A 21,927-nucleotide genomic window follows, 5' to 3' on the forward strand; every position below is an offset into this window, starting at 1 on the left:
TTACCACTGCCTGAACAGGCATCACTTTACCTGTGGGAGCGGGCAAGCCCGCGAAGGGCCACGCAGCGGCCCCCGGAGAACACCATGACTACAAATATCATCACCAGCGACACCGAAGCCCTGAATGTCGCCGAAGACATCGCCCAGCAACTGCGCCGCGACAGCGCCCTGCGCGACCGCGAGCGCCGCCTGCCCCACGCCGAACTGGAGCTGTTTACCCGCTCCGGCCTGTGGGCCATCAGCGTACCCAAGGCCTTCGGCGGCGCTGGCGTGTCCAACGTCACCCTGGCCAAGATCATTGCCCGTATCGCCCAGGCCGACGGCTCGCTCGGGCAGATCCCGCAAAACCACTTCTACGGCCTGGAAGTGCTGCGGGTAAATGGCACTCCCGAGCAGCAGCAGCGCCTGTACGCCGAAGTGCTGGCAGGCAAGCGTTTCGGCAACGCCCTGGCCGAACTGGGCACCAAGACCGCCAACGAGCGCACCACTCGTCTGAGCCGTGATGGTGACGGTTTCCGCATCAATGGCCGCAAGTTCTACTCTACGGGCGCGATCTACGCCCAGCGTATTCCCACCTCGGTCATTGATGAACAGGGCGTGCAGCAGCTGGCCTTTGTCCCGGCCGACAGCCAGGGCCTGCAAGTGATCGACGACTGGAGCGGTTTCGGCCAGCGCACCACCGGCAGTGGCTCGGTGGTGTTCGACAACGTGTACATCAGCGCTGCCGACGTCGTGCCGTTCCAGAGCGCCTTCGAGCGCCCTACCCCGGTCGGCCCGCTGGCGCAGATCCTTCATGCCGCCATCGACACCGGCATCGCCCGTGCCGCGTACGAAGATGCCCTGCACTTCGTGCGCACCCGCAGCCGCCCGTGGGTCGACTCCGGCCTGGACAAAGCCACGGACGACCCGCTGACCCTCAAAAGCTTCGGTCACCTGGCAATCCGCCTGCACGCCGCCGAGGCCCTGCTGGAACGCGCCGGTGAATACCTCGACCACGCCCGCGACGACAGCACCGCCGACAATGTGGCCGCCGCCTCCATCGCCGTGGCCGAAGCACGGGCCATCAGCACAGAGATTTCCCTTGCCGCCGGTACCGCCCTGTTCGAGCTGGGCGGCAGCCAGGCCACCCTGGCCGAACACAACCTCGACCGCCACTGGCGCAACGCCCGCGTGCACACCCTGCACGACCCGGTGCGCTGGAAGTACCACGCCATCGGCAACTACTACCTCAACGATGCCAACCCGCCACGCCGGGGGACCATCTGATGGCCAAGCAGCTCCTGCTCAATGCCTTCAACATGAACTGCATCGGGCACATCAACCATGGGTTGTGGACCCACCCACGGGACACTTCGACCCAGTACAAGACCCTGGACTACTGGACCAACCTGGCACGCCTGCTGGAACGCGGCCTGTTCGATGGGCTGTTCATTGCCGACATCGTGGGCACCTACGACATCTACGGTCAGTCGCTGGACGTCACCCTCAAGGAGTCGATCCAGCTGCCGGTCAACGACCCGCTGCTGCTGGTTTCGGCCATGGCAGCAGTTACCCGCCACCTGGGTTTCGGCCTTACCGCTAACCTCACCTACGAGGCGCCGTACCTGTTCGCCCGGCGCCTTTCCACCCTCGACCACCTGAGCAATGGCCGGGTGGGCTGGAACATCGTCACCGGCTACCTCGACAGCGCCGCCCGGGCCATGGGCCTGGCGCAACAACCGGAGCATGACCGCCGCTACGACCAGGCCGACGAATACCTGCAGGTGCTGTACAAGCTGCTGGAAGGCAGCTGGGCAGACGATGCCGTAATCGCCGACCGCCAGCAGCGCGTGTACGCCCAACCCGACAAGGTGCGCAAAGTCAGCCACCACGGCGAGTTCTACAACGTCGAGGGCTATCACCTGAGCGAACCCTCGCCACAGCGCACGCCGGTGCTGTTCCAGGCCGGCAGCTCGCAGCGCGGCCTGGCCTTTGCCGGCAACCATGCCGAATGCGTGTTCATCAGTGGCCAGGACAAAGCCGCCACCCGCGCCCAGGTCGACAAGGTGCGCGCCGCTGCACAGGCCGCCGGCCGCGACCCGCAGGCAATCAAGGTGTTCATGGGTATCACGGTGATCGTGGCAGCCACCGAGCAAGAGGCCCAGGCCAAGCATGCCGAGTACTTGCGCCATGCAAGCCCTGAAGCCGGCGTCGCGCACTTCGCGGCATCCACCGGCATCGACTTTGCGGCGTATGAACTGGACGAGCCAATCGGCTTCAGCCAGGGCAACGCCATTCAGTCCGCCACGCGCCAGTTACAAGACAACGCCTGGACCCGCCGACGTCTGCTTGAGCAGCACGCCCTCGGTGGCCGCTACGTAACCTTGGTCGGCTCACCTGACCAGGTGGCCGAGCAGTTGATCGCGTGGATTGATGAAACCGGCCTGGACGGTTTCAACCTGACCCGCACCGTCACCCCGGAAAGCTTCGAAAACTTCATCGACCTGGTCATCCCGCAACTGCAGCAGCGTGGCCGCTACAAGACGGCCTACGCCGAAGGCACCCTGCGCGAGAAGCTGTTCCAGGCCGACCACCCGCACTTGCCCGCCGACCACCCTGGTTCGGCCTATCGCTTTGTCCCTTCCCCTGCCTCGACTGGAGTCCCGCACCATGCTTGAGAAACTGTTCCGGCCCGTCGCGGCCATTGCCCTCACCCTTGGCCTGTCCGCCCACGCCCTGGCAGCCGACCCACTGAAGATCGGCACCACCTCGGCCTTTGCGATCCCGCTGGAAGCCGCCGTGGAAGAAGCGCACAAGCAAGGCCTGGAAGTGAAGCTCATCGAGTTCAGCGACTGGATCGCACCCAACGTCAGCCTCAACAGCGGCGACATCGACGTGAACTACTTCCAGCACATCCCGTTCCTGGAAAACGCCAAGGCAGCTGCCGGCTTCAACCTGGTGCCTTACGCACCGGGCATCATCAACAACGTTGGCCTGTACTCGAAAGCGTACAAAAGCTTTGCCGAGCTGCCTGAAGGCGCCAGCGTGGCCATTGCCAACGACCCGATCAACAGCGGCCGGGGCCTGCAACTGCTGGCCAAGGCCGGGTTGATCAGCCTGAAGCCAGGCGTTGGTTACAAGGCCACCGAGGACGACATCGTCGCCAACCCGAAAAAGCTGAAAATCCTTCAGGTCGAGGCGGTTCAGCTGGTCCGCGCTTACGATGACGCCGACCTGGTGCAGGGTTACCCGGCCTACATCCGCTTGGCCAACACCTTCGATGCCACCTCGGCATTGCTGTTCGACGGCCTGGAAAACAAGGAATACGTGATCCAGTTCGTCATTCGCCCACAGAGCAAGGACGACCCGCGCCTGGCCAAGTTTGTTGACATCTACCAGCACTCGCCAGCCGTGCGTGCAGCGCTGGACAAAGCCCACGGCAATCTCTACCAAGCCGGCTGGGAAGGCTGACATGAGCCAGGCCAGCGCGCTCAGGGCGCCTACCCCCCAACCATTGCCGCCAACGGTCAAGGAACAGGCCCTGCGCCCGGAGGTCAATGAAGCCCATGTGCGCTTCATCGGCCTGGGCAAGACCTACCCTGGCCAGGCACAACCGGCCTTGCAAGGCATCGACCTGAACATCCGCCATGGCGAGATCTTCGGCATCATCGGCCGCAGCGGGGCCGGCAAGTCATCGCTGTTGCGCACCATCAACCGGCTGGAGCAACCCAGCCAGGGCCGGGTGCTGATTGATCAGGTGGACATTGCCCCCTTCGACGAAGACCACCTGGTGGCGCTGCGTCGGCGAATAGGCATGATCTTCCAGCACTTCAACCTGATGTCGGCCAAAACCGTGTGGCAGAACGTCGAGTTGCCATTGAAAGTGGCCGGCGTGGCCAAGGCCGAGCGCCAGCGCAAGGTGCGTGAACTGCTGGAGCTGGTTGGCCTGCAGGAAAAACACCACGTCTACCCGGCGCAGCTGTCCGGCGGGCAAAAGCAGCGCGTCGGTATTGCCCGGGCGCTGGTACACGACCCCGAAATTCTGCTGTGCGACGAAGCCACCTCCGCGCTGGACCCGGAAACCACGGCCTCGATCCTTGAGCTGCTGCGCGACATCAACCAGCGCCTGGGGCTGACCATTGTGCTGATCACCCACGAAATGGCCGTGATCCGCGATATCTGCCACCGGGTGGTGGTGCTCGAACGTGGTGAAGTGGTCGAACAGGGCGAGGTCTGGCGGGTGTTCGGTTCGCCTCGCCACGAGGTCACCCGCACCTTGCTTGCGCCACTGCAGGCCAGGCTGCCTGCCGCGCTCCAAGCCAGCCTGCAAGCCAGCCCGGCGAGCCGCGACAGCGCCGTGGTGTTGAAACTGACGGTGCTGGACGAGCCTGAACTGTCTGCCCTGTTCAACGAACTGGGCGGGCGTGTGCGCCTGCTGCAGGGCGGCGTGGAGACCATTGGCGAACATGCCTTGGGCCAGCTGATCCTGTCGGTGCGGCACTCGCCGCATGACACGCATCAATTACTGGAGCGCGCCCGCCGCTGGGCCGAGGACGTGGAGGTACTGGGCCATGTGGTTTGATCGCCTGCTGGAAGGTTTGCTCGATACCCTGCTGATGGTCGGCGTGTCATCGCTGATCGCCCTGTTGGTAGGGGTGCCGATGGCGGTGCTGCTGGTCACCAGTGACAAGGGTGGCATCTTCGAAGCACCGCTGCTTAATCGCGTGCTGGGCGCCTTCGTCAACCTGTTCCGCTCGATCCCGTTCCTGATCCTGATGGTCGCGCTGATCCCCTTTACCCGCCTGGTGGTAGGCACTACTTACGGCGTATGGGCGGCGGTGGTGCCGCTGACCATTGCCGCCACACCGTTCTTCGCGCGGATTGCCGAGGTCAGCCTGCGCGAAGTGGACCATGGCCTGGTGGAAGCTGCGCAGGCCATGGGCTGCCGACGCTGGCACATCGTCTGGCATGTGCTCTTGCCTGAGGCGCTGCCCGGTATTGTCGGTGGCTTCACCATTACCCTGGTAACCCTGATCAACTCTTCGGCCATGGCCGGCGCGATTGGTGCGGGGGGGTTGGGGGATATTGCCTATCGGTATGGCTACCAGCGCTTCGACAGCCAGATCATGCTGACCGTGATCGCCATGCTGGTGGCGTTGGTGGCGTTGATCCAGCTGGGCGGGGACTGCTTGGCGAAAGGCTTGAACAAGCGTTGAATCCTTCGCGGGTAAACCCGCGAAGAGGCCTTCAATCCCAGCGAAGATCCCCAGCCGGCACCGGCCGCCCGAACCAATAGCCCTGCCCCAGCTGACACTGCTCCTGCAACAGGAAGCTGGCCTGCTCTGCCTGCTCGATGCCCTCGGCATGCACCTGCATACCCATGCTGTGGGCCAGGGCGATGATCACCCGCACGATCGCGATGTCGTCTTCATCATGCGGCAAACCGGCCACGAAGCCCTGGTCGATTTTCAGCTTCTGCACCGGCAAACGCTTGAGCCGCAGCAGCGATGAATACCCGGTGCCAAAGTCATCGATGGCCAAGGTCACCCCCAGCTCACGCAACCGGTGCAACTGCTCCAGTGCCACTTCCGGGTCTTCCATCACCGCGCTTTCGGTTACTTCGAGCTCCAGCAGGGCCGGGGCCAGGCCCGTCTCGTGCAGCACTTCGGCCACCTGCCGGTACAACTCGTGCTGGCCAAACAGGCGGCTGGAGATGTTTACCGCCACGAACGCCAGCTGCCGGCCTTCGGCCTGCCATTGCACCATTTGCTGGCAGGCCTGGCGCAGCACCCAGGTGTCGATCTCGGCAATCAGCCCCGTGCGCTCGGCAATCGGGATGAACTCGCCCGGCGGCACCAGGCCGCGCTGGGGGTGCTGCCAGCGCACCAGCGCTTCGACCCCGACTTGTCGGCCAGAAGCCAGGTCATGTACCGGCTGGAAGTACACCCGCAGCTCATCCTGCTCCAGGGCCCGGCGCAGCTCACCGGCGGTCTCTACCCGGTGCTGGGCATGGGCGGTCAGCTCTTCGGTATACAGCGCATAGCACGCCCGCCCGTTGCTCTTGGCTTTGAACAGCGCCGAATCGGCATTGCGCAGCAGTTGTTCGGCACTCAACGCATCGCTGGGGAACAGGCTGATGCCCGCACTGACACTGATGAACAGGCGATGGCCATCGAACTGGAACGGCTCGCGCATACGCTCGATGATGCACTGCGCCAGCTTGCCCGCCTGGCCGACCTGCTGACAGTTCTCCGCCAGCACGCCAAATTCGTCGCCGCCCAGGCGCGCCAAGGTCACGCCTGCACCCAGTACCTCACCCAGGCGCTCGCCCACCAGCTTCAGCAACTGGTCACCGATGGTGTGGCCCAGGCCGTCGTTGATGCTCTGAAAGTGGTCCAGGTCCAGCAACAACAGGGCACAACCGCGCTTGTTGGCCTGGGCCGACGCCAAAGCCTGCTCGACGCGGTCGGTGAACAGCAGCCGGTTGGGCAGGCCGGTCAGCGGGTCGTGGTGGGCCAGGTAGGCCAGTTCCTGCTCCGAATGCTTGATTGCGCTGATATCACTGAATACCGCCACATAATGGCTCAGTTCACCATCGTCGTCGTGAATGGCGCAAATGGTCTGCCATTGCGGGTAGATTTCGCCGCTTTTGCGCCGGTTCCAGATTTCCCCGCTCCACTCGCCCTTATCGGCCAGCGTGGCGAAGATCTGCTCGTAGAACGGCACCCCATGGCGGCCTGACTTGAACTTGTTCGGGCGCTGCCCGATGACCTCATCCTGCTGGTAGCCGGTGATGCGCATGAACGCGCGGTTGACGTGCACGATCAGGCCCTGGCGGTCGGTGACCAACACCCCTTCGAGTGTGCTGTCGAACACCGCAGCCGCCATGCGCAGCCGCTCACGGTCTTCGCAACGCAAGCGGGCACCACGGCCGATGAAATTGAGCAGGCGCACCCGCGACACGTAAATCAGCAAGGCACTGAACAGCACCCACAGCACCACATTGATCTGCCGCCCCACGGTCACTGCGAGGGGATCGTCAGTCATGCCGTGCAGCACCACCTCGGCCAGCACCAGCCAGAGGATCGAGAGCACCACATACAGCGCAGCCATGCGCAAGGCGTCGCGAACGGAAACAGACATGTCGGGTGGAATAGCCCATCAGAAATAATGGGGCATTATAAAGGCTGAAACATGTCGTGACCTCCTATCTGAACAGGTGACTGGTTTTATTTCCCTCCCGGGGGATAATCAGCCCCTCCTCCTGCATTCCGAGGGTTTTTACACCTATGTGGTACAACGGCCTGCTCGACTTGTCGGCCTGGCAACTGGTCGGCATCACTCTGTTGATGACCCATGTGACCATCGTCAGCGTCACGGTCTACCTGCATCGCTACTCCGCGCACCGGGCCCTGGAGCTCAACGGCGCGCTCAAGCACTTCTTCCGCTTCTGGCTGTGGCTGACCACGGCGCAGAACACACGCGAGTGGACCGCCGTCCATCGCAAACACCACGCCAAATGCGAAACCCCCGACGACCCGCACAGCCCTGTTCACAAAGGCCTGAGCACGGTATTGCGCAAGGGTGCCGAGCTGTACCGGGAAGAGGCGCGCAACCCCGAAACCCTGCGCATTTATGGCAAGAACTGCCCGGAGGACTGGATCGAGCGCAACCTCTATTCGCGCTACAAGCTGGGCGGTATTGCATTGATGGCCGTCATCGACCTGCTGCTGTTCGGCACCATCGGTATCACCATCTGGGCCGTGCAGATGATGTGGATTCCGTTCTGGGCAGCCGGCGTGGTCAACGGCCTGGGCCACGCACTGGGCTATCGCAACTTCGAATGCCGCGACGCAGCCACCAACCTGGTGCCGTGGGGCATCGTCATCGGGGGTGAAGAACTGCACAACAACCACCACACCTACCCCAACTCGGCCAAGCTGTCGGTCAAGCGCTGGGAGTTCGACATGGGCTGGGCCTGGATACGCCTGTTCTGCCTGTTGCGCCTGGCCAAGGTGCAGCGTGTGGCACCGATCGCTCACCGGGTGGCGGGCAAGGCCAGCCTGGACATGGACACCGCCATGGCCATCCTCAACAACCGCTTCCAGATCATGGCGCAGTACCGCAAGCTGGTGATCGGCCCGCTGGTCAAGCAGGAGCTGGCCCGGGTAGACGCCTCGGTAAGTCACCACTTCCGCCGCGCCAAGCGCCTGCTGTCGCGTGAAACCAGCCTGCTGGAAGACCGCCACCACATGCGCATCGAGTCCATGCTTGCGCACAGCCAGGCGTTGAAGACCATTTACGAAAAACGCCTGGCCCTGCAGCAGATCTGGGCGCGCACCAGCGCCAACGGGCACGACATGCTAGCGGCCATGAAGGACTGGGTACACGAGGCCGAAACCAGCGGCATTCATGCCCTGCGCGACTTCGCAGCGCAGCTGAAAACCTATTCCCTACGCCCCTCCGGCGCCTGACCGCCGTTAGTCGGCATGCCCCCTTTCGGGGCATGCCGTTCGGAACTTCGCCCCCTCGCCACCACTCAAACCCGCACATCGCCCGCGTGGCGGGCAGGATGCTGGCCGCACGCTTTCAAGTCGAGACCTGATTCGTGCACATGGCCAAGAACATCCCCACGATCCTGCCCGGTACCCCGCCTCCTGAAGCCGCCCAGACCCTGCTGGCCTTGCTCCACGCCCAAGGCGAAGTCGCCCGCCTGAGCGAACGCGAGCAACTGTTCAGTTCACTGCTCGACAGCGTCAATGCGGTGCTCTGGGCCTTCGACTGGGAAACCCGCCAGGTGCTGTACGTCAGCCCGGCCTACGAGCGAATCTTCGGCCGCCCGGTCAGCCTGGTGCTGGCCGACTACAACGAATGGCGCGACAGCATCTACCCCGACGACCTGGAGTACGCTGAGCGCAGCCTGGCCCAGGTGCTGCTCAAGGGCTCGGTGGAGGACCGCGAATACCGCATTCTCAATGCCGACGGCCAACTGCGTTGGCTGAGCGACAAGTGCTACATCAACCAGCAGCACGACGGCGACCGGGTGATCATTGTCGGCATCGCCGAAGACATCACCGAAAAGAAGCAGCTTGAAGGCGAACTGCAACGCCTGGCCACCACCGACGTGCTGACCCAAAGCAGCAACCGCAGGCACTTTTTCGAGTGTGCCCAGCAAGCCTTCGACAACGCCCGCGAAGCCGGTACGCCGCTGGCCTTCCTGTTGCTGGATATCGATGATTTCAAGCGCATCAACGACAGCTACGGCCACCAGGAAGGCGACCAGGTGCTGCAACGCATCGCCGACAGCGGCAAGGCCGTGCTACGCCGTGGCGACTTGTTCGGACGCATTGGTGGTGAGGAATTCGCAGCGGTGTTCCCGGGTTGCGATGCCCACGCGGCAGAACAGATTGCCGAGCGCTTGCAGCGGGCGATCCAGCGTTTGAGCTTTAGCCATGAAGAGCAGGTGTACGGGGTGACAGTGAGCCAGGGGCTGACTGCGCTGACGGATGAAGATGTGACGCTGGATAGCCTGTACGCACGGGCCGATGCGGCGATGTACCAGGCTAAACGGCAGGGCAAGAACCAGATAGTCTGCGGCTGACCGCAGCGCAGGCATGCGAGTCAGCCCGAGCCGGTCGTTGCAGCGCTGATCAACGGGTGCCTGATGACAAGTGAAGGCAATCCAGGCGCCTGCCTAATCTCAAGTAATCAGGGGTTCCAGTCACTTGCCTAGCAATCTGGCCCAGAACCCACGTTTTTCGCGCTCGGTTACTGGTGGTGATGGCAAATCTGCCTGCTCATGCAAAAGCGCCTGTGGATAATGCTCATGGCCGAGACAAAGCTGATCATCCAGTCCAAACACCTTGACCGCCGCCGCGGCCTCGACGCACCAGCGACCAAAATACGCACCGCCAGCGAAGTTCTCATCGCCATAGCGGTACCAGTAGGGGTGCTTGAACGCTGCAGCCTGTTTGTACTTGCCAGACCGCGCACCATTGCCGAGCTCAAGATACCAATGGTCAACAAAATCACGCAGCAGACTGGCTTGCTGGGGGCGCTCGGCATCGATCGCAGCTTGCAACCGCCCGTATGGTTTAGGGTAAAGCAACTCGCCGCCAATACACCGCTGTGGCGAACGGGTCGCTATTACGCGATCCAGCAGGCTATCTTCACCTTCGTTGCCCACCAATCGGATCAACCGCTGCCACTGCTCGTCGGGAATTTCCAATACCAGCGCCAACGCCACCACCCAGAAGCAGGTAATGTAATGGTCATAGTTAACTCGCCAAGCATTACGGGTGAATACCTGATCTTCGGTCCACTGCTGCGCACCTAATGCCTGAGAGCGCTCCCAGGCATCGAGCAGCCCAGGAAAGTAGCTTGCCAGCGACGGGGTAGGCAGACCCGCCGAATAGCGACGCAACATCTGATGCCAATGATCCTGCGCCAATTCGAACAGATATTGCGGTGCATAGGATGGGTCGCCGAAAGGTTTGCTGGCTGTTTCCCAGCCAAGGGCGATGGATTCCTCACCGAAAGCGACCCACTCCGCCCAGTAGGCAGGATCGCCAAGAGGTGCACGCATTTTCATCACTTGATCCCCAGTAACTTGGAGGTAGCCGTCGGGTCGGCCACGTACTTGCCCGCCTTGTCCAACACCCCGACGGTCACATTGCCAAACGGGTCGGTATGAACCAACCACTTCTCAACGCGCCCGGCAGCCAGCGCTTGCCGGATATTTCTCGCTTCGCGCGCATCACCGCTTACCGACTCCAGAACGCGATTGTAGTTAGTGTTCGCCCCTGTCAACCAACTATCGCTCATCTGCATACCATCCTTGGTCTGCTTGAGCGTTGAAGAGCCAAACTTGTACTCAACAATCAGATAGTCCACATCAGGCTTGTTGACTTTGTACAAGTCATCGATGCCTGTCTGGCCGATGTCAGGCGCCCGACCAATTTTTTGCGCGCCGGGCACGATCTGCTGAATGCGCTCGCCGCCCATCAGGTCGCCAACGATACTTTTCTGTGCATTGCTCAACGCTCGGAAGTCCATGATCGGCGTGCCGTTGGGGTTGAATTGCCCCCCTTTGGCCAAGAGCTTTTCGAAACGCCCCATACCCGCCATGCTTTCCAGGCTACTGGTGCTCAGCTTGATGCCGACCGTGGCCAACTTCACGCCGCCCTTGGCGATACCACCCGCCCCCGTAGCGATGCTGCCCACCTGCCAGACCAGCTCACCCAGGTCACGTCCGAGCTGCAAGGCCTGGTCGTCCCCGCCCTGCTCAAGGGCCAGTTTCATGCGGTCGATCTTGTCGCTCAGTTCATTGACCACCTGATCACCGAATGCCTCACGGGCTGCGCGATCGGTGACCAAGGCCTTCATGCCATTGAGGCTATCGATAGGGTGGGCGAGCAACTGCGCTATCCCCTGGATATCGCTGAAACCAGCCTCGACCAAGCCAACGCCAATGCCCGTCTGGGTCAACAAGTCCTGCTTCTTGCTGATGAAGCCCCACTTGGCCGCGACCTGCATCTTGGCCAACAAACCGTCCGCCTCATCAACTTCTTTCTTCGCCTGCACCAGCTGCTGTGTCGCCAGCCAGTTGTTATCCACCGCCCCCGAAGCCGCACCCGTCGCAGTCGCGGCATCCAGACCGGTGGTGGCCGCAAGGCCGGTGACCAGGCTGACGATCAGGTTGCGTTTGGCTTCACGTTGGCGTTCGCTTTCGGTCGGGCTGGCTTCGGAGAACAACCCGGTCAGCAAGCTCGACGCTGCCGCGCCAGCCGCGCCGCTGCCACAGCTCTGGCTGCTGGCCGCCGCGCCGGCGCAGGCAACGATGCCGTGCAAGGCCGCATGCAGGGGCGAGCCTTCGACCAAAGTGCCGTTGGCCACCAGGTCACCGATATAGCCAGCGCCTTGCTGCTGTACGTAGTTGACCACCATGCTCTGCAGGAAGGCGCCGTTGCCGGCGCTGATATTGCCGCTGGCAGCCGCCACCAGGGCGGTGGTGATCTGCCGGTAGGTGCCACCGGAGCCCCAGTTGCCAGCAATGCCATCGGCCTGGCCGCGCAGCCTCTGGGCTTCGTTACGCAGGGCCTGCGCGACCTCATCATCGGTGCTGGAGCGCGCCTTGGCGTCGGCCTCGTCGGCGGCTTTGCGTTTGTCGTCAACTTCCTTGGCCTTGTTCGCCAGCAGGGTGCCGGCCTCGTTGGCAAAGGCATTGACGATCTCGAACCCGGCACGAATCTGCTCTTCATCGAAAATCGGCTTGAGCGCGTTGCTGCTGTCGCGATCGCTGGACACATCGCGGTTCAGCTCGGCAACCGTCTGTTCAGCGCCCTTGCCAGTGCGCTCGCGCTGGGCGGCCTCGTCGGTGATCAGGATCGAGCCACCGCTGATGCCGCTGCGGGTCACGCTGCTGGCACTGTCGCTGGCGCTGATCGCGATGGGCAGGCTGGCGCCCAGTTCATCTTCGTTGGTTGGCAGTTCGGTGCCGGGGCTGACCTTGCCGCCCGTCTGTACCTGGCCTTCCTGGTCTTTACCCGCAGCCTTCCAGCCGCCTCCGATATTGAATGTGCTGGCGTCGTATTCGGCCTTGTTGCGGATGTCGCTGCTGGTCAGGCTGGCGGTAACCAGGCGGTTGTTGCCGTCTTGCACGGCCTTGTCGCTGCTGGCAATGACTGCGCCGACCAAGTCGGTGTTGCCGCCCACACGCACATCGAAGCCGCCATCACCGGCCTTGAAGCCGGACTGCTCGGTGACGCTGGCGTAGTCCGAGTCCATGTTGGTGCCGCCAAAGTTGGCGCTGGCGCCGTCCACCGACACCGAGCTGACGCCCGCGCAGAACGGCGGGATGCACAGGCTGAGGCCAAAGCCCATGCTGCTCTCGTCAACCTTGAAGGCGTCGGTGTCTTGCAGGCTTTCGATGTTCAGGTCACCGCCCACATCGGCGATCACCTGCTGGCCGCTGATCACCGCGCCGCGCAGGTTGGTGTCGCCACCGGAAATCAAAGTGGCCGTGTTACCGGCCTGCACATGGCTGTTGGTGTGGGTCAGGGTGTCACCGTCGGCTTCGCCACGGTTGCCGCTTACCCCAAGGTCGAGGGTAAAGCCGTTGCGGCTGCCACCCAGCGAAAAGCCTATGCCTACGCTGGCACTGCTGCCTTTGCTGTCGCTGTCCTGCTGGCTGGTGTTGCGTGCGGCAAGCAGGTTGATATCGCCATCGGCCACCAGAGAGGCGTCGCGGCCGGCACGAATGTCGCTGCCCTGCACGGTGATATCGCTGTCGCTACCCGCCCCGCTGGCGTGCAGGCGTACGTCGTTGCCAGCGACGATGGTCGAGCCCGCAGCAGCATCGCTGTGCTGCACCGTGGTGCTCTGCTGCTGTTTGGTACCCAGCGACAGGCTGATGTTGATGCCACCGGCCATGCCCGGGTCTTGCGCGACGGCGGTCGCGGCATTGTTCACCGCCAGTGCCGTGGTCGCCGCCGCCAGCGCCTGCATGCGGCCATCCTCGGTTTTCTTCGAGGCGTCGTGCATCTGCTGGCTGGTCTGGATGGCACTGATGACCGGGTTGGTGATGGTCAGGGTGAAACCGGTCTGCTTGAAGCGTGTTTCACGGGTGCGGTCGGTGGTTTCACGGGCTTCGGTGATTGCAATCTGCTGGGCCAGCACGTCGATATCGCCCTTGGGCGCCATCACATCGCTGCCCACCTGCCGGTACTGGCGGCCGGCGTCGATCAGAATGTCACCCTCCGTGCTGCCAACGGTGCTGGCACGCGCGGTCTCACGGGTGGTGAGGTCCTTGACGCTCTGTTCCTGGGTGCCCAGCGTGACCGCGATACCGCCACCACTGAACAGGCCACTTTTCTTGGTGGCCTTGTCATGGCGCTCGCTGCTGCTTTCGCTGGCGGCTTCGATATTGATATCGCGGTCAGCCGCCAGCACGGTCTGGCTGGTGGATACCACATCGCTGCCGCGCACATTGATGTCGCGGCCCGCCTGCAGGTAAGCCTGCTCGGCACTGAGCGTGCTGCCGCTGGCCTGGCTCTGGCTCACAGTGTCACGCAGGGTGGTGGTCTTGCTGGAGAACAGCCCGTTACTACCCTTGAACTTGTGGGCCTCATCGGCGAACTGGTACTGCTCGGATGCGGCCAGTGTCAGGTCGCGCCCGGCGTCGGCCAGCACCATGCCCTGCTCGCTGCTCAAGGTAGCGCCGCGGGCCGCGATATCCTGCCCAGCCTGGACCCGCAGGTCGCCGGTTGCCTGCACCGTACTGCCCGCCTCACCACGGCTGGCCTCGTTGCGCCAGTTGCTGGAGTTCCACACCAGCGACTGCTGGTGGCTTTCGCCAAGCGTGGTCAGGTTGACGTCACGCCCGGCTTCAAGCTGGGTGACGCCCCCTGCGCCGGTGTTGACCACCTGTGCTGCAGCCAGGTTCAGGTCGTTGCCGGCCGACACCCGCATCGTGCCCTCGGCGCCGCTGACAAACAACCCGGCGACCCGCGACACGTTGGTGCGGCTGCCTTGTTCGCTGCTGCTGTCGCGGGTCAGCGAACGCACATTGATATCCTGCCCGGCTTCGATGGCCAGGCTGTCGGTGGCACCGATCAGGCCGCCGAGGTTATTGAGGTGGTCGCGGGTCTGCAACGACACGTTGTTGGCCTGGATGCGCCCACCGAGGTTGTCGATGTTCTGCGCGGTCAGCGCCATCACGCTGCGCCCACCCAGGCTGCCGCTGTTGAGCAGGTCGCCACTGAGGTCGAGCTTGAGTTGCTGGCCGGCGATCAGGGCACCATTGCCAGTAAGGTCGCCTTCACGTACCCGCACATACACCTGCGGCACCAGCACCTGGCGTGTCTCGCCGTTGGCCAGGGTTACCGAGCGCTGCACCAACCAGACGATATCGCTGGTCAGTTGGGCCATTTGCCCGGCAGTCAGGGCCACGCCCGGCACCAGGTTCCAGTCGTTGGCCAAGGTTACTGCATTATCGATCAGCGCCCGGTACTGGGTTTCGTCGCTGGCATAACCGTCGAGGAAGCGGCGCCCGGTGAGCTGGGCAATCTGTTCGCGGATCAGCTTCTGTTCGTAGAAGCCATCGCCCAGGCGCAGCTGGGTGGTGGCCGGGTCGACCTGCAGGCGGTCGAGCATGTAGTCCGACGACAGCCACTGACGGTAGCTGGTGAAGCGCGGGTCCGACTCGATCAGGTAACCCTGGGTGCCTGCAGGGTTGGTCTGGAACAGGCTGTTGCTCGGCAGCGCCAGGCTCGGCGCGCCGCTGCGCACCAGGTTGGCCACGCCCTGGCCGTCCTCGAGTTTCACCTCTACCACGGCGCCCACCTGGTGCTGCTCGCTGACCTGGGCGTCCACTTGCCCGACTGCCGCGACCTGCTGGCCCACCGCTTGTTGCTCGCGCCCGTTGATCTGGGTGCCGCTGCCACTGATGGTGGCGTGCTCGCCATACTCGGTGGGGGTGAGCTCGATGTCCTGGATCAACGGTGCCGGGCGATAGGCGGTGACGCTGGTGCCTTGGCGATCACGCCCCTTGCGCTGGATACGGTAGAAATTGGTGGCGGTACCGGCGTCCGTGGTTACGTGCTGGCCATCCACCTCGGTGTTGGTCACCGTGGCTGCCCCGGCCTGCAACAGGCCTCCCGCGAGGATGCGGCTCTTGTCGTTGTAAACCGAATCGCCGCTGAAGGTCAGGTTACCACCGGCCAGGATCTGCCCTGGCGCCGAGGTCAAAATACGGGTTTCGGTCACCGTACGGGTGTAGTCGTACCGATTGAAATTGTCGCGGGTACCCGTCGGTGTGCGCAGGTGGTCGACTTCGTCGTTGTAGACGCTGACCTCGTCCGGCCTGTAGCGGTTCGGCGAGCCGCTGATCTGATACTCGCGCAATTGCTCGCTGCTGACCTGCACCTGGGCGGTACTGAAATGTTCGTTGGTGTTGCGCAATGCGGCCACTGCCAGGCGCAGGTCACCCAGCGACTCGACAGTGGCACTGGCATTGCGCAACGCTGCGGCACTGCCGGTGGCATGATCGTCGGCATCGAGTGCACCACCAATGGCCAGATCGCCGGCGCTGAACAACAGCGCGTCTTCGCGGTTGTCGATGGACTGGGCGCCGATGTCCAGTTGCTCGCGGGCAGCGATCACCGCCGCACGCCCCTGCTCGTCACGGTTGTTCAACGCGTTGGCAGAGATGGCCAACTGGTCGCCGTAAATGCGCCCGGTGCCAAGGTTGTCGAGGGTAGGGGCCTGAAGCCGTACGTGCTGGCCGTCGAACAGGCCCCGGTTGGTCAGTTGGCCACCGACGCGCACATTCACTGCAGTGGCAGACAGCTCGCCGCTGGCCTGGTTATCCAGCGCCTGGCTGCTGAGCGCGAGGGTTTTGCCGGCCAACAGCTGGCCGCTGTTGCTCAGGCTGCCGCCAATGGCGATGTCCAGCGTGCCATTGGCCTGCAGGCGCCCGCGGGTGGTCAGGTCGCCCTGCTGGCGCAGGATAAGGTCGCCCAGGCTCAAGGCCTGGCCGCTGCCGCTGAAGTAGGCGGCATTCATCGACAGCAGGCTGCCGGCCAGCAGGGTACCGCTGCCATTGTCGATGCGCAGGCGCGTGCCGTTGCTGTCACGGTCGGCCAGCAACAGCTTGCCGCCTGCCGAAACCAGGCCTGCATCGTTGTTCAGGCCATTGCTCAGGCCCAGGTCGATGTCGCTGTCGGCGCGCAGTGCGCCCGAACGGTTGTCCAGGCTGTCGGCGCGCAGCAGCAGCGACTGGCCTTCAATGCCATGGTCCAGGCCCCCACTCGTGCTGTTGTCCAGCTGCGCCGTGGTCAAGGTGAGCTGCCCGGCGCTGCGCAACAGGCCGTTGCGGTTGTCGACCGTGCTGGCCTGTTCGAGGGTCAGCGCACCGCGTGCCTGGACTTCGCCCCTCTGGTTATCCAGTTGGGCGCCGGTCAGACGCACCGTGCTTTCACCGATGATCTGGCCGTGGTTCACCAAGGTTTCGGCAGCCAGCAATAGGTCGCCCTTGCCGGCGATGAAACCTTGGTCGTTGATCAACTGTGCGCTGTGCAGTTGCACTTCACCCTGGCCGACGATGCCCTGGGTGGTGCCGGAATCGCTATTGCGCAACGCCTTGTCGCCGGTGTCGACCAGCAGGCGGCCACCGGCCTGGATCAGGCCTGCGGCATTGAGCAACTCGCCACTGCGCAAGTCGAGCGTGGCAGCAGCAGCGAGGGTGCCACCGCTGTTATCGACACTTTGACCGCGACTGTCGAGCAACAGGTTTCGACCACTGACCACACCTTGACGGTTATCCACACCCGCTGCACTCAGCTGAATGTCCCCCGTCGCTTCCAGACGCCCGCCCAGGTTGAGCAGCCTGTTATCCAACGTGAGCTGCAAGCCGGCATTCACCGAGCCGAGTACCCCGCCGCTGTTGTCCAGCTGGCCGGCCATCACTTGCATGGCCTGGGTGGCCGCCACGGTGCCGGCCAGGTTGCTCAGGCGCTGGGCCTGGATGTTCAAGGCGCCGCCAGCGTTGAGGGTGCCGTCGTCGTTGAGCAACTCACCCACGTTGAAACTGGCCGCGCCACCGGCGGCAAGCGTGCCACCGCGGTTGTCCAGGTGCTGGGCACTGCGCACTTCGAGGGTACCGCCCTGCGTGGCGATGACCGTGCCATCGCGGGTGTCGAGGGTACGCGTGTCGAGCACCAGCTTGCGGGCCTGGGTCTGCCCCTCGGCGAGCACGGCGTCCTGGGCCGTCAGCTGCAAGGTGCCGTTACTGGCCAAGGTGCCCGCCTTGCCGTCGAGCTGATCGGCACGCACCTTCAATTGCCCGCTGCCAGCGTGTTCAACCTTGCCTTGCTGGTTGTTCAGGCGGCTGGCTTGCAGGGTGAGGTCCTGACCATTGCTGGCGATGCGCCCGCCGTGGTTGTCCAGCGTGCCTGCGGCCTGGAGGCTGGAAACGCCCTGACCTGTCTGCACCAACTCGCCACCGACGTTGGCAATGTGCCTGGCCGTCAGTTGCAGGTTACCCACGTTGACCTTGGCACTGTCGCTGCGCAAGGTGCCACTGGCGCTGGCATTGAGCGTGCCTGCACTGTTGATCTGGCTGTCGGCCAGGTCCAGGTCACCTTGAGTTGCATTGAGCCGCATGTCGCCGGCCTGGGTCTGGCTACCGTGCAGGTCGATGTTTTTGCCTTGCAGGTCGAGCGTGCCGCTGGCATGAACCTGGCCATGGGCCGCGATCTGTTCTGCACGGGCTTGCAGGCGGGCATTGCCACTGGACTTGCCCGCGCTATCGACGCCAGCCGCCAGCAAGGACGCCTTGCTGTTGCTGAGCGTGGCGGCCTGGATATTCACATCGCCTTGGCCAGCCAGCACGCCACTGTTTGTCACGCTACCGGCGCTGGTCACCTCCAGCGAGCCTTTGGCATACGCACTGCCACTGTTTTCAACAGCCGCAGCCGCTACCTGCAACGCACTGGCACTGCTGATCGCGCCCTGGTTGACCAGCTTACCATCGGCGCTGACCACCACGTCACCGGCCATGGCGCCGATTTGCCCGGCGTTGCGCACGCCTACACCGGCCTCGGTGCCCACCAGCTTGATCCTGCCGGCGTACATGCCACCCAGTGCTGCCACATCAATTGCCACTTCCGGCTTGGAGCTGCCGTCGTCTGCAAGCGCAGTAGCCTGGGTGTTAGCTGCATTCACCTGGTTGCGCCCGGCTGTGACTTTCAGATCGCTGGCCCACACCCCGGCGTTAACCTCGACGGTGCGTGCAATCAGGTCGGTGTAGTCGCTGTCACGGGCATCCAGGCCCTTGCCAGTGATGCTCAAGGTACCGCCCTCAACGCGGTAGCCGGTGATCTGGCCATTTTCCAGTTGGACACGCCCGGTGGTCAGCGTAGAGCGGTCAGCGTTGATGAAGCCGCAACCGTCGCAGGTGATACCGGCCGGGTTGGCGATTACCACCTCGGCGCGCTTGCCGGCCACTTCGACATAACCGCGCAACTGGCTGGGGTTGCTGGCGTTGACTTCGTTGAGGATGACGCGCGCGCTGCCATTGCCCAGGTACGGGTTACCTTCGACCCAACCGCCCAATTGTGTCTGGCTGTTGCTCCCGGCGTTATTGAGGATGGCACCTCGGCCATCCACATCGAACTGGTTGTAGGTGTTGTGCGAAACACCGGCTGCACTGGGCGCCTGGATGTTGACCAAAGGTGTGCCGTTGGCGCTTTCCATCACCATCGGCCGCTGGCCGGCCGGAGCCGATGGATCGGCAACAATGCCCGCAGCCCAGGCCGGCGCAGCACTCAGGCTTACCAGGCCCAGGGCGCCCATGACGGCAAAGCGCAAGCGGCCCAAGGTTGCGATGCACTGCCCGGCACCGTGCCCTGGCGCCTGCGTGTTGCCCGGCGCCTTGCCCTGCGCGCTGACATTTTCGGCCACCACCATGAGCAGGCCGCGCGCCTTGTTGAAAACGATCCGGTAAAGGTGCTTGTTCATTGCAACTCCCTTTGCGCTTGCAGGTCAGGCAGCGGTGACGACGGGGTGGGCGGCAAACCAGGCTCGGGCCTGTTCGGGGATCACGCCGATGCCATGAAATGTCTTGATCTTCAGGCCACGCTGTTCGCCCTTGTGGTAGAGCGCACGGGCACAGCTGTTGGGGAACACGCGGCTTAACAACAGCCGGCTCAGTACCTCGGTGTGACCAAACGGTGCAACCCAGTCGTTCACCCACAGCCGCTGGCCGCTGCACCAGTCAGCGTCGTCCATCTCGATGGGCGAACGTGTCAGGTAACGGCGCTCGGCGGCCTCGTCCAGGCTTAGCCACGACAGGTAGAACACCGGCTTGCCACCCTCGCTGCCCAGCACGAACTGGCGGTGCTTCAGGGCCGGCAGCAGCAGGCTCGACAGGGTGTGCAGCGGCACGTCACGGTGCGCCTGGGAATGCATCCACAACCAGGTGGCGCTGCCCAGCGCCGTGGCCTCGTTCCAGGGCTCGTCGAACACGCCAGGGGCTGTGATTTCAAAGGTGTCGAATCGCATGCTGGGCCCTCAGAAAGACAACGCGACGGTAAAGGCACTGGTGAAGTGGGCGGTTTCGAAACCGTCCGGCTTTTTCAGCGGCGTGCCCCACGACCAGTCGTAGGACAGGTTGCGGTACCCGCCGCGTACTCCCACCACAGCGCCGGCCAGGCGCCGGCCAACCAGGTAGTCGGCGGAATTGCCGCCCACCTCGCCGTAATCGATACCGGTGTAGAGCTCCTGGCCGCTGCTGCCCAGGGCCAAGCCCAGTTCGTTGCTCAAAGTCCAGCCGCGGTCGGCGGCCAGGATGTTTTCACCATCGAAGCCGCGCACGCTGTAGCGCCCACCGATGCTGAAGCGATCCTGGGGAACCAGTTCGGTGCGGTTCCACTGTGCGCGCCACGCACCCAGATAACGCCAACGCTGGTCATAGGCGCTGAACGGCACTTGCCACTGGGCATCGGCCAGGATGATTTTCGAGCGCGACGAGCCGTCCCCAATCGCCTCTTCAGGGGCCTCCAGCGAACCATGGGCACCGGTGCCACGGCGATAACTGGCCCCCAGGTCGAGGGTGGCCGGCCCGATAAACTCGCGGTGGTTGAAGCCTGCCTGCCAGCCAGCCATGCGTCGGTGCTGTCGCTGGATCTGCGTGTCATCGATGAAATTGTCGGACGAGCGCGTCCACAGGCTGCTCCACAGCGTGGTCTTGCGCACGGCATCGCGGTATACGAGGCGCGACAGGCGCAGTTCGTTGTTGCGGCTCTCGCCGCGGTACTGGAAGTTCTGGTTAACCCCGGCCACATTCTGGTGGTAGTCGTACTCACTGCTGGTCACCGCCAACTGCCAGTAACCAAAGGGCACCGAGTAATGCAGCGTATGGCCCTTGGAGCCTTTGTCGCCGGACTCGCCACCGCCCAGGTCATGGTTGAAACTGGCGTAGAACAGGTCGTTGAAGCTCAACGGGTTGTCCAGCGACAGCGCTACGGCGCCCTGGTATTTGCCGGTTGTCTTGCTACCGCCGTTGTCCACCGACAGGCTCAGGCGTGCCGGGAAACGCTGGCGCCATGCAATGATCACATCGCTCTCGCCGGGTTTGGCGTTGCTGCCGCTGGCAGGGGCGATGCGGATATCGGCTTCTGCGGTGGGCACGCGCTTGAAGTTCTCCAGCGCTTGCTCGATATCACGCAGGTTCAACAGGTCGCCGGGCTGGGCCGGCATGGCGTTCCACAGATTGGCGCGCCGGCTTGTACCTTCGGCGAAACGGATATCACCAATACGCCCTGGCAGCAGGGTCAGTACCAGGATGCCGCTGCTCAGGTCTTGTGCTTCGGCCAATACCCGGGTGGTGACGTAACCCTTTTGGATAATCGCATTCTGCATGCGCTTCATCGTGAGATTGATAGCGCCCGACCCCAGGCAGCGCCCCAGCGCGGGGTCACCGTTGGGGTTGGCCGCCGCCAGGGCCCACTGGAACTGCTCGGCGGCGTCGCCGATCAGGCGAATGTCGTTGATCCTGAAGCACGGGGTTTCCCGGGCGGGCAGTATTCCGTGCGCGGTGGTGGGCGCTTCCAGGCGCACATCCGGCTGGGCTTCAAGCTGCTCACGCAATGCCCGTTCGCGCTGCTGTTGGCGCAACAGAGGATCGTCGGCTGTAGCAGCAAGGCTGCTTTGCGCTGCGCTCAGGCAGCCGGCCAGCAGGAGCAGGCGGAGGGCGATGGTAGGCATATCACATCCTTGTGGACCGATAAGTACGGAAGCGTTTATCGGGCGATGTGACGGGCGAGAGCAGGAAAAGTTGCAGCAGATGGGAAGAAAATTGGTGAAAAATAGCTTTTTGTGAAGCAATTCCCACACGAAAAGTCGTGTTTTGTCGCAGCTAACACAACATGAAGCAGCGGCGTGGTAGCG

At 63.5% G+C, this 21,927-nt stretch carries 12 protein-coding genes; 7 read left to right on the forward strand and 5 right to left on the reverse strand.

Translation table 11 applies throughout. From position 1 onward, the window contains the following. Window positions 1-84: 84 nt before the first annotated feature. From ACF8R4_RS07175 to ACF8R4_RS07195, 5 genes are read left to right on the forward strand one after another with little or no spacing between them, the layout of a single operon-like run. Window positions 85-1,266: an SfnB family sulfur acquisition oxidoreductase gene (locus ACF8R4_RS07175; protein WP_392491999.1), complete on the forward strand. Its 1,182-nt coding sequence runs from the start codon at window positions 85-87 to the stop codon at window positions 1,264-1,266. Then, window positions 1,266-2,657, forward strand: coding sequence for an LLM class flavin-dependent oxidoreductase (locus tag ACF8R4_RS07180; RefSeq protein ID WP_392492001.1), 1,392 nt, complete (start codon window positions 1,266-1,268; stop codon window positions 2,655-2,657). Before ACF8R4_RS07175 ends, ACF8R4_RS07180 begins: the two co-directional genes overlap by 1 nt. Further along, on the forward strand, window positions 2,650-3,450 hold the full coding sequence (locus ACF8R4_RS07185) for a MetQ/NlpA family ABC transporter substrate-binding protein (RefSeq protein WP_186723149.1): 801 nt from the start codon (window positions 2,650-2,652) through the stop codon (window positions 3,448-3,450). Before ACF8R4_RS07180 ends, ACF8R4_RS07185 begins: the two co-directional genes overlap by 8 nt. 1 nt (window position 3,451) lies before the next feature. Further along, window positions 3,452-4,561 (forward strand): methionine ABC transporter ATP-binding protein, encoded by a 1,110-nt coding sequence (locus ACF8R4_RS07190; protein WP_186723150.1) that lies wholly within the window; start codon window positions 3,452-3,454, stop codon window positions 4,559-4,561. Then, a complete protein-coding gene (locus tag ACF8R4_RS07195; protein ID WP_186723151.1) occupies window positions 4,551-5,195 on the forward strand; it encodes a methionine ABC transporter permease in 645 nt (214 codons plus the stop codon). Before ACF8R4_RS07190 ends, ACF8R4_RS07195 begins: the two co-directional genes overlap by 11 nt. 31 nt (window positions 5,196-5,226) lie before the next feature. On the opposite strand, the gene dibA is transcribed toward ACF8R4_RS07195, so the two are convergent. Then, window positions 5,227-7,122, reverse strand: coding sequence for a phosphodiesterase DibA (gene dibA / locus ACF8R4_RS07200; RefSeq protein ID WP_186723152.1), 1,896 nt, complete (start codon window positions 7,120-7,122; stop codon window positions 5,227-5,229). Window positions 7,123-7,268: 146 nt separating this feature from the next. On the opposite strand from dibA, the gene desA reads away from it, so the two are divergent. Next, on the forward strand, window positions 7,269-8,453 hold the full coding sequence (desA, locus tag ACF8R4_RS07205) for a delta-9 fatty acid desaturase DesA (RefSeq protein ID WP_019096488.1): 1,185 nt from the start codon (window positions 7,269-7,271) through the stop codon (window positions 8,451-8,453). A 140-nt stretch (window positions 8,454-8,593) separates the two neighbouring features. Continuing rightward, window positions 8,594-9,580: a sensor domain-containing diguanylate cyclase gene (locus ACF8R4_RS07210; protein ID WP_223624463.1), complete on the forward strand. Its 987-nt coding sequence runs from the start codon at window positions 8,594-8,596 to the stop codon at window positions 9,578-9,580. 120 nt (window positions 9,581-9,700) lie between these two features. Here ACF8R4_RS07210 and ACF8R4_RS07215 read toward each other — a convergent pair whose 3' ends face one another. Genes ACF8R4_RS07215 through ACF8R4_RS07230 form a run of 4 tightly spaced genes read right to left on the reverse strand, consistent with a single transcriptional unit; the run spans window position 9,701 to window position 21,744 of the window. Then, window positions 9,701-10,570, reverse strand: a complete 870-nt coding sequence (locus ACF8R4_RS07215; protein ID WP_392492003.1) for a PoNe immunity protein domain-containing protein — start codon at window positions 10,568-10,570, stop codon at window positions 9,701-9,703. Beyond that, on the reverse strand, window positions 10,570-19,497 hold the full coding sequence (locus ACF8R4_RS07220; RefSeq protein ID WP_392492004.1) for a hemagglutinin repeat-containing protein: 8,928 nt from the start codon (window positions 19,495-19,497) through the stop codon (window positions 10,570-10,572). The genes ACF8R4_RS07215 and ACF8R4_RS07220 overlap by 1 nt, the downstream gene beginning before the upstream one ends. A 24-nt stretch (window positions 19,498-19,521) precedes the next feature. Beyond that, window positions 19,522-20,040, reverse strand: a complete 519-nt coding sequence (locus ACF8R4_RS07225) for a toxin-activating lysine-acyltransferase (protein WP_060499443.1) — start codon at window positions 20,038-20,040, stop codon at window positions 19,522-19,524. Window positions 20,041-20,049: 9 nt separating this feature from the next. Then, entirely contained in the window at window positions 20,050-21,744 is a 1,695-nt protein-coding gene (locus tag ACF8R4_RS07230; protein ID WP_392492006.1) for a ShlB/FhaC/HecB family hemolysin secretion/activation protein, read from the reverse strand. Between the last annotated feature and the right edge of the window lie 183 nt (window positions 21,745-21,927).

It is taken from the genome of Pseudomonas sp. FYR_2 (assembly GCF_043106425.1).
Classification (GTDB): Bacteria; Pseudomonadota; Gammaproteobacteria; order Pseudomonadales; family Pseudomonadaceae; genus Aquipseudomonas; species Aquipseudomonas monteilii.

Coding starts and splice junctions, on each gene's coding strand:
- ACF8R4_RS07175 (WP_392491999.1), top strand. CDS start 85: ATGACTACAAATATCATCACCAGCGACACCGAAGCCCTGAATGTCGCC.
- ACF8R4_RS07180 (WP_392492001.1), top strand. CDS start 1,266: ATGGCCAAGCAGCTCCTGCTCAATGCCTTCAACATGAACTGCATCGGG.
- ACF8R4_RS07185 (WP_186723149.1), top strand. CDS start 2,650: ATGCTTGAGAAACTGTTCCGGCCCGTCGCGGCCATTGCCCTCACCCTT.
- ACF8R4_RS07190 (WP_186723150.1), top strand. CDS start 3,452: ATGAGCCAGGCCAGCGCGCTCAGGGCGCCTACCCCCCAACCATTGCCG.
- ACF8R4_RS07195 (WP_186723151.1), top strand. CDS start 4,551: ATGTGGTTTGATCGCCTGCTGGAAGGTTTGCTCGATACCCTGCTGATG.
- dibA (WP_186723152.1), bottom strand. CDS start 7,122: ATGTCTGTTTCCGTTCGCGACGCCTTGCGCATGGCTGCGCTGTATGTG.
- desA (WP_019096488.1), top strand. CDS start 7,269: ATGTGGTACAACGGCCTGCTCGACTTGTCGGCCTGGCAACTGGTCGGC.
- ACF8R4_RS07210 (WP_223624463.1), top strand. CDS start 8,594: ATGGCCAAGAACATCCCCACGATCCTGCCCGGTACCCCGCCTCCTGAA.
- ACF8R4_RS07215 (WP_392492003.1), bottom strand. CDS start 10,570: ATGAAAATGCGTGCACCTCTTGGCGATCCTGCCTACTGGGCGGAGTGG.
- ACF8R4_RS07220 (WP_392492004.1), bottom strand. CDS start 19,497: ATGAACAAGCACCTTTACCGGATCGTTTTCAACAAGGCGCGCGGCCTG.
- ACF8R4_RS07225 (WP_060499443.1), bottom strand. CDS start 20,040: ATGCGATTCGACACCTTTGAAATCACAGCCCCTGGCGTGTTCGACGAG.
- ACF8R4_RS07230 (WP_392492006.1), bottom strand. CDS start 21,744: ATGCCTACCATCGCCCTCCGCCTGCTCCTGCTGGCCGGCTGCCTGAGC.